The following is a 12343-nucleotide window of genomic DNA, read 5'->3' as shown; positions in this document are numbered from 1 at the left end:
GTTCCAATGCGGCCCGGTGTCGCATGCAGAGGTTAGGCTCGAAGGACGATCTCTGATCCCCCATAGGAGGACGCGCATGGCCCGCATCGGTGAAAGCGCTGACCTGTTCAAATGCTCTTTCTGCGGAAAGAGTCAGAAGCAGGTCCAGCAGCTCATCGCCGGCCCCGGCGTATACATCTGCGATGAGTGCGTCGAGCTGTGCAACGAGATCATCGAGGAGCGGATGGCGGAGTCGTCCGCCGAAGGCGTCGCCGAGTTCGAGCTTCCGAAGCCGCGTGAGATCTTCTCCTTCCTCGAGGAGTACGTCGTCGGTCAGGAGCCCGCGAAGCGAGCGCTCTCGGTCGCCGTGTACAACCACTACAAGCGGATCCGCGCCCGCGGCACGCTGCAGCCGGCCGAGCAGAAGGCCGAAGAGGTCGAGATCGCCAAGAGCAACATCCTGCTCATCGGCCCCACCGGCTGCGGCAAGACGTATCTCGCGCAGACTCTGGCCAAGCGACTGAACGTGCCGTTCGCGGTCGCCGATGCCACGGCGCTCACCGAGGCGGGCTACGTCGGCGAAGACGTCGAGAACATCCTCCTGAAGCTCATCCAGGCCGCCGACTACGACGTCAAGCGCGCCGAGCAGGGCATCATCTACATCGACGAGGTCGACAAGATCGCCCGCAAAGCCGAGAACCCGTCCATCACGCGCGACGTGTCGGGCGAGGGCGTCCAGCAGGCCCTCCTGAAGATCATCGAGGGCACGGTGGCCTCAGTGCCGCCGCAGGGCGGCCGCAAGCACCCGCATCAGGAATTCCTGCAGATCGACACCTCGAACGTCCTCTTCATCGTCGCCGGTGCGTTCGCCGGCCTCGAGGACATCGTCTCCGCCCGCGTCGGCAAGCACGGCATCGGCTTCGGCGCCCCGCTGCACGACAAGGGCAAGGATCTCGATCTGTTCAGCGAGGTCCTGCCGGAGGACCTGCACAAGTTCGGCCTGATCCCGGAGTTCATCGGTCGCCTCCCCGTCGTGACGAACGTCTCGCCGCTCGATCAGGAGGCGCTCATCGACATCCTGACCGGCCCGCGAAACGCCCTGGTGAAGCAGTACCAGCGGATGTTCGAGATCGACGGCGTGCAGCTCGAGTTCGAAGACGAGGCGCTGCGTTCCATCGCCGACCTCGCCGTCGAGCGCAAGACCGGCGCCCGCGGACTGCGAGCGATCCTCGAAGACGTGCTCGGACCGATCATGTTCGAGATCCCCTCCGTGGAGGATGTGGCCAAGGTCATCGTGACCCGCGCCGCAGTCGACGAAGGCGCACCGCCCACCATCGTGATGGAGCGCAAGCGCAAGAGCGCGTGAGCGACGCGCCCGCTCCCTGGACGACCGTCGCTCGCACGACGGTCGTCGCCGACCGCTGGATTCGTCTGCACGCGGACGACTGCGCAGACGGGAGCGGCAGGCGGATAGCCCCGTACTACGTCCTCGAGTACGGCGACTGGGTCTCGGTCCTCGCCGTCGACCACGAGGGGGCGGCGATCGTGGTCGAGGAGTATCGCCACGGAGCGGGTATCGTCGCACTCGGCACCATCGGCGGGGGAGTGGAACAGGGCGAGGTCCCGCAGGACGCCGCCGCGCGTGAGCTTCTCGAGGAGACGGGATCCGTCGCCGACGAGCTGGTCTCCCTCGGTTCGACCTGGGCGAACTTCGGCAACCACACCAACCGCGTGCACCACTTCCTCGCTCTCGGCTGCTCCCGAGTCGCGGACCAGTCCCTCGATGACAACGAGGACATCCTCGTTCGCACGCGGCCACTGGAGACGCTCGGCGAGCACCTCAGCCAGAGCTATCATCAGCTCACCTGGTACAAGGCGATGGAGAGGATCGGGCGATGACAGGATCGGGGCGCTGGCGCGTGGTCGCCACCGTGCTCGCGATCCCCGCCGCTCTGATCGTCCTGGCCGGAGTGGCCATCATCGTCATCTTCTTCGTGTCCACGCAGGACAAGAACGGCGATGATGTGGCCAGGGGCACCGTCGAGCATGTCGCCGGGGCGTTGGAAGCCGACCTCCGCGGGGCTTACGACCTCACGGATGCGGAGACGGTCGCCGCGGAGATGTTCCGATCGCGCACGGCGACGGTCGAGCCGCTGACCTGGAGTGGCGCCTTCGGCTCGGCGGAGCCGATCACGATCCAGGCACGCATCAGCGCGACGGTGGAGGCGAGCGGTTCCGGTGCCCTCTTCTCGTCGTACACGTCTGCGGGCTCGGCCGAGAAGTGCTATCGGTACACGGTGCCCGGCATTCGGGAGGCCACGTCCGAGGAGGTCTCCTGCGAGGGCATCCCCGAGCCCCTCGATCCGCCGCGGTCCTCCCGTCCCGAGCTTCCGTCGGATGCGGCCGAGCGCGTGGAGAGCGTCCTCGTCGCCGCGGCCGGGTCCGATCCGACGGACGCGCTGCGGGCGGAGTTCCCCGGTTCGGCGATGACCGTCGAGGTCGAGGAGACCTCGGCGGGCGAGGTGGTCGCCGCGGTGGGGGTGACGCCGGGCACCGACTGCGTGCTTCGCGTGCTGAGCCCGACGGGCGAGGTCACCGCGCCGTCCTTCGACCCGATCTGGCTCGAACCCGGCGAGACCGGCTGTTCCACCCGGCTCTACACCGCCCCGCCTCTGTGATCCGTCCCGTGTGCGTGTGTGCGCGTCCGCATCACTCCACCGGCATCAGCAGGTCGGTACGCAATTCGCTCGGCACCGTATCCGGATCGGAGACGTACACCTCGATCCAGATGCCGCGCGGACGCAGGGCGGCTTCGGCGGCGCGCTCCACGAGCCCGGCCCATCCGGCGCCGAGTCCTTCGTAGGAGCCGAACACGGTGGTCGCCACGGCCGCGCCGTCCGGAAGCGTCGACGCCACGATGCGTGCGCCGTCCGGTGCGGCGATCGCTGCGGAGGGCGCCGCCTGCACAGGGAAGCCGAGTTCGAGGTCGAAGACTCCCATCGGATCGCCGTGGTAAATCGCCAGCGCGGGTCCGGTCGGGATCAGCGTGCCGTCGGCGAAGAGCGCGCCGATCGCACCGTACCCCCGGTCGAACGCGTCCTGCAGGTCGGCGATGCGGATGCCGTCGTGGCGGATGACGGCGAGCGGGACGGTTTCGAGCTCCAGGCTGTCCGCTGGGCCGAACGGTGCTTCGGGAAAAGCGTTCATGCGCTCAGGGTCTCACGGCTCAGGCGTCCAGTCCACGGCGTCTCAGCAGCGGTTCGATCGTGGCGTCGCGTCCACGGAAATCGCGGTACGCCTCCAGCGGGTCCTTCGAGCCGCCGACGCCCAGCAGCCGCTCGCGGAACCGGTCGCCGTTGGCTCTCGTGAGGCCGCCGTTCTCGCGGAACCAGTCGACCGTGTCGGCGTCGAGGACCTCGCTCCAGATGTACGAGTAGTAGCCGGCGCTGTAGCCGCCGGAGAAGACGTGCGCGAAGTACGTGGAGGAGTAGCGCGTCGGCACCGCAGGGTCGTCGAGCCCGATGTCGGCGAGGGCGGCCGCCTCGAACGCGGCGACGTCGTCGACATCCGCGCCGACGGGGAGGCGGTGCCAAGCCTGATCCAGCCAGGAGGCGGCGAGGTACTCGCTCGTCGCATGGCCCTGATCGAAGGTCTCGGTCGCGCGGAGGCGCTCGACGATCGCGGGATCGAGCGCCTCTCCGGTCTCGTGGTGCCGCGCGTAGTCGTCGAGGACCTCGGGCCAGAGGATCCACATCTCGTTCACCTGGCTGGGGAACTCCACGAAGTCGCGGAACACATTGGTCCCGGCGAAGTGCGGGTAGGTGACGGTCGCGAAGAGGCCGTGCAGCGCATGGCCGAACTCGTGGAACAGCGTCGTGACCTCGTCGAGCGTGAGCAGCGTCGGCTGCCCGTCGCCCGGCTGCGGCACGTTGAGGTTGTTGACGACGACGGGCGCGCTCCCGCGCAGGCGGGACTGGCTCACGATCGCGTTCATCCAGGCACCGCCGCGCTTGGAGTCGCGCGTGTAGAGATCCAGGACGTAGAGGCCGAGGGCGGAGCCGTCTTCGTTGCGCACCTCGAACACGCGAGCGCCCGGGTGGTAGGCACTGAGGTCGTCGCGCTCGGCGAAGGTCACGCCGTAGAGGCGGGTCGCCGCGGAGAAGACCCCGTCCTGCAGCACACGCTCGGCCTCGAACCAGGGACGCAGCGCGCTCGTGTCGATGTCGTAGCGCGCCGTGCGCACGCGCTCGGTGTAGAACGCCCAGTCATGCGCTTCGACGGGGAACGGCTCCGGCTCCGTCTCGTCCACGATCGCCTGTAGCGCGGAACGCTCGGCGCGTGCGTTCCGGGCGGACGGGCCCGCCAGGCGGCGCAGCATCCGCTCGACCGCCTCGGGGGTTCCTGCCGTTTCGTCGGCCGTGACGTACGCGGCGTGCGACTCGTAGCCGAGGAGCTTCGCGCGCTCGGCCCGCAGACGGACGATCTCGAGCAGTACCGGACGGTTGTCGTTGGCGTTGTCGCGCGACCCCCGGGAGAGCGACGCCGCCATGATGCGGCGACGGGACTCCCGGACCCGCAGCTGGGCCAGAGCGGGATGCCCCGTGAAGAGCGGCAGGGTGAGGAGGTATCGGCCATCGAGCCCGCGATCCTGCGCTGCACGCGCTGCGGCCGAGAGCTCGCCCTGACTCAACCCGTCGAGCTCGGCAGGGGAGTCGAACACGACGGCGAGGTCGTTGGTGTCGTTCAGCAGGTTGCGCTCGAACGTGTTCGTGAGCACCGACAGCTTCTGGTTCAGGGCGGTCAGCGCCGCCTTGGCGTCGTCGTCGAGGCCGGCACCCGCATGGGTCATCTCCCGGTGATAGCGCTCGACGAGATAGCGCTGCTCCGGGTCGAGACCCATGGCGTCGCGCTGCTCGTACACGCGCTCGACGCGCCAGTACAGCGCGCTGTCGAGCGTGATCGCGTCCTGATGGGCGGCCATGAGCGGCGCGAGGTGCTCGTCGATCTCCTGGATCTCGGGCGTCGCATCCGCGGAGCTCACCGTGTAGAACGTGTGAGCCACGCGGTCGAGAAGCTCGCCCGAGCGCTCGAGCGCCTCGACGGTGTTCTCGAAGGTCGGCATGGACCGCACCATCGTGATGCGGGCGATCTCCGCGAGCTGTTCGGCGAACCCCGCCTCGAACGCCGGCAGGTAGTGCTCGGCGCGGATGGCTCGGTAATCGGGGAGCCCGAACGGGAGCGTCGACGGCTGCAGCAGCGGATTCGTGGCGTCGGTCATCCTTCGAGCCTAGCCATCGCCGTCGCCGGCCTCAGGAGCTCTCGTCGCTCAGGCGCGTCATGACCCGCCGGAGCGCCTCGACCACGACACGGACCGAACGGCGGCGCAGATTCTCCGGACGCGCGAGCACGTCGATCATGCGGTGCGTGCTGACTCCTTCCAGCGGAATGCGCACGATGTCGCGGTCGTCGGTGCTGCGGGAGGTGAACCGTGGGAGCATGCCCAGCACGCCGCCGGCGGCGACGACGGCGGAGACCGCGCCGTAGTCGTTGATGCGGTGGAGGACATCGATCGGACGGTTCGCGACAGCGGAGACGGCGCGCAGCACGTCGTCGGGGGAGTAGCCGACGCGGCTCGTCACCCATTTCTCGCCTGCGACGTCGTCGGGTGTGAGACGGGCGCGCGTGGCGAGCGGGTGCGCCGTGGACACCGCCACGTCCAAGGGCTCGCGAACGAGCGTGAGGCTGCGGATCCCCTGCGTGGGCCAGGGCTCGGAATGCTCCATCCGGTGCGCCAGCACGAGGTCGTGGCTGGCGGTGAGCGCGGGGAACTGGCTCTGGGCGACGTCCTCATCGGTCAGCCGCACGGTCGGCGCGTCGCGCTGCGCGGTGAGGTCGCGCAGCAGGAGGCCGAACAGTGCCTGCCCGGCGCTGTGGAAGCCGCTGAGCCCGACGACGCCGCTCGGAGCATCCTCGAAGTCGTCCAGCGCGTGTCTGGCCGCCGCCATCGCGTCGATCGCCTCGGCGCCGGCTGCTGCCAGGACTTCGCCGGCGCTCGTGAGCGCCAGTGTCCTGCCCGTGCGACGTGTGAGGGGAGCGGGAAAGGAGCGCTGCAATGCGGCGAGCTGCTGCGAGACCGCCGAGGGGGTGACCCGCAGGGCCTCGGCGACGGCGGTCACGCTGCCCAGCGCACCCAGCTCGCGGAGGATCTGCAGCTGATGGAGTTCCACGCGCATAGTTTAGTTCCGTCTACAGCAACTCTGCAGAAGATGCCGATTGCTCTACACGGTCATGTGGGGTGGGATCGAAGCCATGAAGGCACTGTTCAAAGACGCACCGGGTGCCGGCCTGGAACTCGTGGACCGACCGGAACCGAGCGCGGGTGCAGACGAGGTCGTCGTCCGCGTGCTCCGCACCGGGATCTGCGGTACCGACCTGCACATCCTCCGATGGGACGAGTGGGCCGCCTCCTCCATCGCGGCCCCGCTGGTCCCCGGCCACGAGTTCTACGGCGAGGTCGTCGAGGTCGGCCCCGGCGTCCATGACATCGCGGTCGGCGACCGCGTCTCCGGAGAAGGCCACATCGTCTGCGGGACCTGCCGCAACTGCCGGGCGGGACGGCGGCAGATGTGCATCCGCACCATCGGACTCGGGCTGCAGCGCGACGGCGCCTTCGCGGAGTACCTGTCGCTGCCCGCCGCGAACGTGTGGGTGCACCACGCCGAGGTCACCCCGGAACTCGGAGCGATCTTCGATCCCCTCGGCAACGCCGTCCACACCGCGCTCACCTTTCCCCTCGTGGGAGAGGACGTGCTCGTGACCGGCTGCGGGCCGATCGGTCTCATGGCGATCGCCGTCGCTCGGCATGCCGGTGCGCGGTTCATCACCGCGACGGATGTGAGCGCGCCCCGGTTGGAGATGGCGCTGCGCATGGGGGCCGACCAGGTCGTGGACGTCTCCGTCCGTGACATCCGCGAGGCGCAGCAGGCGCTCGGCATGCGCGAGGGCTTCGACATCGGTTTCGAGATGAGCGGCGCCGCATCCGCCCTCCCCGCCATGATCGACAACATGAACCACGGCGGTCGCATCGCGATGCTGGGCCTGCCGAGCGCAGGGTTCGGGATCGACTGGGGCAAGCTCGTCACGCACATGCTCACGATCAAGGGCATCTACGGCCGGGAGATGTTCGAGACGTGGAATGCGATGGGCGCGATGCTGCAGACCAGCGCCACTCTCCGCGATGCCATCGGCCGCGTGATCGCTGACGTCATCCCGGCGCGCGACTGGCGACGTGGATTCGACGCGGCGGAATCGGCGGGCACGGGCAAGATCATCCTCGACTGGACGGAGCTGTGATGTACGGGACCTTCAAGAACCATGTGGCCGACGAGCTGGCGGGGATCGAGGAGGCGGGGCTCACCAAGCACGAGCGCGGCATCCGCGGCCCGCAGCGGGCCGAGATCACCGCCGACGGCGCCGAGGTGCTGAACTTCTGCGCCAACAACTACCTCGGTCTCGCGGACGATCCGCGCATCCTGGATGCCGCCAGGGCGGCGCTGGACGAGTGGGGCTACGGCCTCGCGAGCGTGCGCTTCATCTGCGGTACGCAGGAGCAGCACCTCGAACTCGAACGTCGGCTCGCGGACTTCCTCGGCACCGACGACGCCATCCTCTACTCGTCCTGCTTCGACGCGAACGGCGGCGTCTTCGAGACGCTGTTCTCCGCAGAGGACGCGATCATCTCGGATGAGCTGAACCACGCATCGATCATCGACGGCATCCGGCTGTCCAAGGCGCGCCGGCTGCGGTACCGCAACCGCGACATGGTGGATCTCGAGGAGCAGCTGCAGGCGGCTGCCGACGCCCGCTTCCGGGTGATCGTGACGGACGGCGTGTTCTCGATGGACGGCTACATCGCCCCGCTCGCTGAGATCTGCGACCTCGCCGAGCGGTACGACGCCCTCGTCTTCGTGGACGACTCGCACGCGGTCGGCTTCGTCGGCGAGAACGGGCGCGGCACGCCGGAGCTGTGCGGCGTGGCGGACCGCGTCGACATCTACACCGGGACCTTCGGCAAGGCCCTGGGCGGAGCCTCCGGCGGCTACGTCGCCTCGCACGCCGAGATCGTCCGTCTCCTGCGGCAGCGGTCGCGGCCCTATCTGTTCTCGAACACGCTCGCCCCCGCCATCGTCGCCGGCACCCTGACGGCGCTCGACCTCGTGGAGGGGTCGGCCGAGCTGCGTGCTCGGCTGCGTGAGAACGCGGCGCTCTTCCGGGAGCGGATGACCGCCGAGGGGTTCGAGCTGCTCCCGGGGGAGCACCCCATCGTGCCGGTGATGTTCGGGGATGCTGCGAAGACCGCGCGGATCGCGACGGAGATGCAGGTGCGGGGCGTCTATGTGACGGCGTTCAGCTTCCCCGTCGTCCCTCGGGGGCTCGCTCGCATCCGGGTGCAGCTCTCTGCGGCGCACACGACCGAGCAGGTGGAGCGGTGCGTCGCGGCGTTCGTCGCGGCGCGCGCTGCGGTGGAATGAGCGCGTTGCAAAGAAATGCTTGCAAAGAGATCTTTGCAAGCGTATCTTTGCATTCATGACGAACGAGACGCAGGTCCGCACCCTCGATGCCGGGGCGCTCAAGGCGCTGGCTCATCCGCTCCGAGTGAAGATCTTCGACCTGCTCGCCGCTCGCGGTCCGCAGACGGCCAGTTCGCTTGCCGCGCTCGTGGGCGAGACATCGGGATCGACCAGCTACCACCTGCGTGCCCTGGCCGCCCACGACCTCATCCGCGAGGTCGAGGGGCGCGGCACCGCACGCGAGCGCTGGTGGGAGCGGCCCAAGGGGCGCATCGATGTGCCCGGTCCGGATGACATGACATCGCCGGCGAACCGCGCCGCGGCGCAGATCGTCACGTCCGAGTTCTTCCGGCTCCGCCACGAGACCCTCATGAGCTACCTGAACCGACCGCAGGCCGAAGTCCCGGAGGATTGGCGAGACGTGGGGATCACCATCACCACCCACCTCGACATGACACCGGAGCAGGCGATGTCGCTTCGGGAGGAGCTCGAAGCCATCGTCGAGAGCGCCATCCAGCGGTACCGAGGCCAGGAAGGACCGGATGTGCGGCGGGTGTCGCTCCGGGCCGAGCTGTTCGATCTGCCGACCCCGCCCCGTGCGACCCCCGCGTCGGCCGCCCACTCCGAGGAGGAATCATGACCGCCGCCACGCTCCACCTGGCCGTCCCGACCCACACCGAGCGGGGACTCCTGCGCCTCGCGGACCGCCTCACCGCTTACGTCGAGCACCGTGTCGAGCGTCGGGCACAGCGCAGGACCCTGGCCCTCGACCTGCTGCGCGAACAGCAGGCGCGCCGCCACGACCCCCGGGCTGTCGACCACCTCCTCGCCCAGGTCGGGGTGCCGCGTCGTTGACGCCGAAACCCCGGGCTCGCGACGAGACCCCCTGATATCCGTGCGGGTATCAGGGGGTCTCGTCGCGAAGGCGGGGTCTCGGCTCAGGTGAAGGGGCGCGAGACGACCTCACCGGAGGGGGACTGAAGAACCTCCCAGCCGGCGTCGAGCTCGGCGATCGCGCGGCCCTCGAGCCAGGTGAGGGTCCAGTGGCCGGTGAGGCCCTGGGACTCGACCTCGGCGATCGCGGGACGCAGCGCCTCAGGGACCGACGCGGGCGGCTGTGCCCCCGTGGCCCAGCGCGTACCGAGCTGCATCAGGAGGCCTCGACCGGGGCGAGCTCGATCGCGGTGACCGCGAACTCCTCCGCCTCGGTGATCTCGAGCTCGGCGATGCGGCCGACCGCGCGGAGGTCGTCCGCCGCGGCGCGCAGGGCCTCGACCTTCGCGGCGGGAGCGGCGATGGCGGCACGGGAGACCGGGGTCTTCTGCGATGCCTTCGCCTCGGTCTTCGCGCGCCGGATGCCGATGAGCGCCTCGCTCGCGGCGGCCAGCACGGCCGGGTCGCCCTCGATGCCGAGCTTCTCGGGCCACGCGGCGGTGTGCACGGAGCCCTCCTCGAACCACGACCAGGCCTCCTCCGTGGCGAAGGAGAGCACCGGGGCGAGCAGGCGGAGCAGCGTGGACAGCGCCAGACGCAGCGCGAGGGCGGCCGAGGCCTGACCCACGTCGTTCTGGTTGTAGGCGCGCTCCTTCACGAGCTCCAGGTAGTCGTCGCAGAACGTCCAGAAGAACGCCTCGGTCAACTCGAGCGCCCTGGCGGCGTCATACCGGTCGAAGGCCGCGGTCGCCTCGGCCACGACGCCATCGAGTGCCGTGAGCATCGAGGCGTCGAGCGCGTGGGTCACCTGCGCGCCCGCGGGCACCGGGAACGACAGCACGAACTTCGCGGCGTTGAGCACCTTGATGGCGAGACGCCGACCGATCTTCACCTGGGTCGGGTTCTGTGGGTCGAAGGCCGCGTCCATGCCGAGCCGGCTCGAGGCTGCCCAGTACCGCACTGCGTCCGAACCGTGGGCGTCGAGCACGTCGGCCGGGGTGACCACGTTGCCCTTCGACTTCGACATCTTCTTGCGGTCGGGGTCGACGATGAAGCCGGAGATGGCGGCGTTCTTCCACGGGGCGCGGCCGTCTTCGAGCGTGGAGCGCAGCATGGTCGAGAAGAGCCAGGTGCGGATGATGTCCTGTCCCTGCGGCCGCAGGTCGAACGGAGCGGTGAGCTGCCACAGCTCCTCGTCGCGCTGCCAGCCGCCCGCGAGCTGCGGGGTCAGCGACGAGGTCGCCCAGGTGTCGAGGATGTCGGCCTCGGCGTCGAACCCGCCCGGCACGCCGCGCTGGTCCTCGGTGTAGCCCGCCGGCACATCCGTGGTGGGGTCGATGGGCAGCGCGGCCGCATCGGGGGTGAGCACGCGATCGTAGTCGCGCTCGCCGTTCTCGTCCAGCGCGTACCAGAGCGGGATCGGCACGCCGAAGAACCGCTGCCGGGACACGAGCCAGTCGCCCGTGAGGCCGCCGACCCAGTTCTCGTAGCGGACCCGCATGAAGTCGGGGTGCCACGCCAGCTCGGTACCGTGCGCGAGGAGCTGATCGCGCAGCTCGCCGTCGCGGGCGCCATTGCGGATATACCACTGCCGGGTCGAGACGATCTCGAGCGGGCGGTCGCCCTTCTCGAAGAACTTCACGGCGTGCTGGAAGGGCTTGCCGACGGCGGTCATGTCGCCGGTCTCCTGCAGCTTCTCCACGATCGCCTTGCGGGCGCTGAAGACGGTCTTCCCTGCCACGTTCTCCGCGTACCAGGCGCGCGCGTCGGCGTCGGCCACGATCGACGGGGCCTCGGCGAGGAAGCGGCCGTCGAGCCCGATCGTCGTCATGTTCGGCAGGGACTCGCCGGCGGTGGTGCGCAGCTCGCGCCACCAGATGATGTCGGTCACATCGCCGAAGGTGCAGACCATCGCGGCGCCCGTGCCCTTGTCGGGCTGGGCGAGGTGGTGGCCGTGGATCTCGATCTCGGCGCCGAAGTAGGGCGTGCGGACCTTGGTGCCGATGAGGTGCTTGTGCGGCCCCTCGGGGTGGGTCACGATCGCGATGCACGCGGGGAGGAGTTCCGGGCGCGTGGTGTCGATCGCGATGGAGCCGGAGCCGTCCGCGAAGGGGAACTCGATCGTGTGGTACGCGGCCTGCTGGTCGCGGTCCTCGAGCTCGGCCTGCGCGATCGCGGAGCGGAAGTCGATGTCCCACAGCGTCGGCGCGAGGGCCTGGTACGCCTCGCCGCGCTCGATGTTGCGGAGGAAGGCGAGCTGGCTCTGCCGGATCGTGTCGTCGGAGATGGTGCGGTAGGTCTGGGTCCAGTCCACGCTCAGCCCGAGCTGACGGAACAGCGCCTCGAACTGCTTCTCGTCCTCGATCGTGAGGCGCTCGCACAGCTCGATGAAGTTGCGGCGGCTGATCGGCTGCTGGTCGGCAGCCCGGCTCGACTTGTTGTCGCCGCCCTCGAACGGCGGGGTGAAGTCGGCGTCGTAGGGGAGCGACGGGTCGCAGCGCACACCGTAGTAGTTCTGCACGCGGCGCTCGGTGGGCAGGCCGTTGTCGTCCCAGCCCATCGGGTAGAACACGGTCTTGCCGCGCATGCGCTCGTACCGCGCCTTGACGTCGGTGTGCGTGTAGGAGAACACGTGACCGATGTGGAGGCTGCCGGAGGCGGTGGGCGGCGGGGTGTCGATCGAGTAGACGCCCTCACGACCGAGCTCGGCGGCGCGCAGACGGTCGAACAGGTATGTGCCCTGCTCCGCCCAGGCGGCGTCCCACTTCGCTTCGAGACCTTCGAGTGCGGGCTTGTCGGGAATCGGGTTCTGCGCCGTTTCAGAAGCAGGCATGGAGGTCTCCTCGAGCGATGTATACGGC

12 protein-coding genes are annotated in these 12343 nt (G+C 69.2%); 7 read left to right on the top strand and 5 right to left on the bottom strand.

Annotated elements, in window-relative coordinates; genetic code table 11:
• The first annotated feature begins 76 nt into the window (after nucleotides 1-76).
• The 3 genes from clpX to CSX12_RS10365 are packed head-to-tail and all read left to right on the top strand — an operon-like array spanning nucleotide 77 to nucleotide 2657.
• Complete coding sequence (gene clpX / locus CSX12_RS10375; RefSeq protein WP_124895721.1) at nucleotides 77-1345, top strand: ATP-dependent Clp protease ATP-binding subunit ClpX; 1269 nt, start codon at nucleotides 77-79, stop codon at nucleotides 1343-1345.
• On the top strand, nucleotides 1342-1878 hold the full coding sequence (locus tag CSX12_RS10370; protein ID WP_124895720.1) for an NUDIX hydrolase: 537 nt from the start codon (nucleotides 1342-1344) through the stop codon (nucleotides 1876-1878). Before clpX ends, CSX12_RS10370 begins: the two co-directional genes overlap by 4 nt.
• The gene (locus CSX12_RS10365) at nucleotides 1875-2657 is read left to right on the top strand and encodes a hypothetical protein (protein WP_124895719.1); all 783 of its coding nucleotides are present in this window, start codon (nucleotides 1875-1877) and stop codon (nucleotides 2655-2657) included. The genes CSX12_RS10370 and CSX12_RS10365 overlap by 4 nt, the downstream gene beginning before the upstream one ends.
• 31 nt (nucleotides 2658-2688) lie before the next feature.
• On the opposite strand, the gene CSX12_RS10360 is transcribed toward CSX12_RS10365, so the two are convergent.
• Genes CSX12_RS10360 through CSX12_RS10350 form a run of 3 tightly spaced genes read right to left on the bottom strand, consistent with a single transcriptional unit; the run spans nucleotide 2689 to nucleotide 6206 of the window.
• A complete protein-coding gene (locus CSX12_RS10360; RefSeq protein WP_124895718.1) occupies nucleotides 2689-3186 on the bottom strand; it encodes a GyrI-like domain-containing protein in 498 nt (165 codons plus the stop codon).
• 19 nt (nucleotides 3187-3205) lie between these two features.
• The gene (locus CSX12_RS10355) at nucleotides 3206-5257 is read right to left on the bottom strand and encodes a M3 family metallopeptidase (protein WP_124895717.1); all 2052 of its coding nucleotides are present in this window, start codon (nucleotides 5255-5257) and stop codon (nucleotides 3206-3208) included.
• 31 nt (nucleotides 5258-5288) lie between these two features.
• Nucleotides 5289-6206, bottom strand: a complete 918-nt coding sequence (locus CSX12_RS10350) for a LysR family transcriptional regulator (protein WP_124895716.1) — start codon at nucleotides 6204-6206, stop codon at nucleotides 5289-5291.
• 82 nt (nucleotides 6207-6288) lie between these two features.
• On the opposite strand from CSX12_RS10350, the gene tdh reads away from it, so the two are divergent.
• Genes tdh through CSX12_RS10330 form a run of 4 tightly spaced genes read left to right on the top strand, consistent with a single transcriptional unit; the run spans nucleotide 6289 to nucleotide 9404 of the window.
• Nucleotides 6289-7332, top strand: coding sequence for an L-threonine 3-dehydrogenase (gene tdh / locus CSX12_RS10345; RefSeq protein ID WP_124895715.1), 1044 nt, complete (start codon nucleotides 6289-6291; stop codon nucleotides 7330-7332).
• The gene (locus tag CSX12_RS10340) at nucleotides 7332-8510 is read left to right on the top strand and encodes a glycine C-acetyltransferase (RefSeq protein WP_124895714.1); all 1179 of its coding nucleotides are present in this window, start codon (nucleotides 7332-7334) and stop codon (nucleotides 8508-8510) included. Before tdh ends, CSX12_RS10340 begins: the two co-directional genes overlap by 1 nt.
• 55 nt (nucleotides 8511-8565) lie before the next feature.
• Nucleotides 8566-9189, top strand: coding sequence for a helix-turn-helix domain-containing protein (locus CSX12_RS10335; protein WP_124895713.1), 624 nt, complete (start codon nucleotides 8566-8568; stop codon nucleotides 9187-9189).
• Nucleotides 9186-9404, top strand: a complete 219-nt coding sequence (locus CSX12_RS10330) for a hypothetical protein (protein WP_124895712.1) — start codon at nucleotides 9186-9188, stop codon at nucleotides 9402-9404. Before CSX12_RS10335 ends, CSX12_RS10330 begins: the two co-directional genes overlap by 4 nt.
• A gap of 83 nt (nucleotides 9405-9487) precedes the next feature.
• Here the strand turns inward: CSX12_RS10330 and CSX12_RS10325 are convergent, their stop codons facing one another.
• Nucleotides 9488-9700 (bottom strand): hypothetical protein, encoded by a 213-nt coding sequence (locus CSX12_RS10325; RefSeq protein ID WP_124895711.1) that lies wholly within the window; start codon nucleotides 9698-9700, stop codon nucleotides 9488-9490.
• Entirely contained in the window at nucleotides 9700-12315 is a 2616-nt protein-coding gene (valS, locus tag CSX12_RS10320) for a valine--tRNA ligase (protein WP_124895710.1), read from the bottom strand. Before valS ends, CSX12_RS10325 begins: the two co-directional genes overlap by 1 nt.
• Between the last annotated feature and the right edge of the window lie 28 nt (nucleotides 12316-12343).

Origin of the sequence: Microbacterium sp. Y-01 (assembly GCF_003856715.1) — a bacterium.
Taxonomy (GTDB): domain Bacteria; phylum Actinomycetota; class Actinomycetes; order Actinomycetales; family Microbacteriaceae; genus Microbacterium; species Microbacterium algeriense.
This window is presented reverse-complemented; position numbering and strand designations above follow the sequence as displayed.

Excerpts from the sequence above, each read along its gene's own strand:
- clpX (WP_124895721.1), top strand. The coding sequence starts at position 77 with ATGGCCCGCATCGGTGAAAGCGCTGACCTGTTCAAATGCTCTTTCTGC.
- CSX12_RS10365 (WP_124895719.1), top strand. The coding sequence starts at position 1,875 with ATGACAGGATCGGGGCGCTGGCGCGTGGTCGCCACCGTGCTCGCGATC.
- CSX12_RS10360 (WP_124895718.1), bottom strand. The coding sequence starts at position 3,186 with ATGAACGCTTTTCCCGAAGCACCGTTCGGCCCAGCGGACAGCCTGGAG.
- CSX12_RS10355 (WP_124895717.1), bottom strand. The coding sequence starts at position 5,257 with ATGACCGACGCCACGAATCCGCTGCTGCAGCCGTCGACGCTCCCGTTC.
- tdh (WP_124895715.1), top strand. The coding sequence starts at position 6,289 with ATGAAGGCACTGTTCAAAGACGCACCGGGTGCCGGCCTGGAACTCGTG.
- CSX12_RS10340 (WP_124895714.1), top strand. The coding sequence starts at position 7,332 with ATGTACGGGACCTTCAAGAACCATGTGGCCGACGAGCTGGCGGGGATC.
- CSX12_RS10335 (WP_124895713.1), top strand. The coding sequence starts at position 8,566 with ATGACGAACGAGACGCAGGTCCGCACCCTCGATGCCGGGGCGCTCAAG.
- CSX12_RS10330 (WP_124895712.1), top strand. The coding sequence starts at position 9,186 with ATGACCGCCGCCACGCTCCACCTGGCCGTCCCGACCCACACCGAGCGG.
- CSX12_RS10325 (WP_124895711.1), bottom strand. The coding sequence starts at position 9,700 with ATGCAGCTCGGTACGCGCTGGGCCACGGGGGCACAGCCGCCCGCGTCG.
- valS (WP_124895710.1), bottom strand. The coding sequence starts at position 12,315 with ATGCCTGCTTCTGAAACGGCGCAGAACCCGATTCCCGACAAGCCCGCA.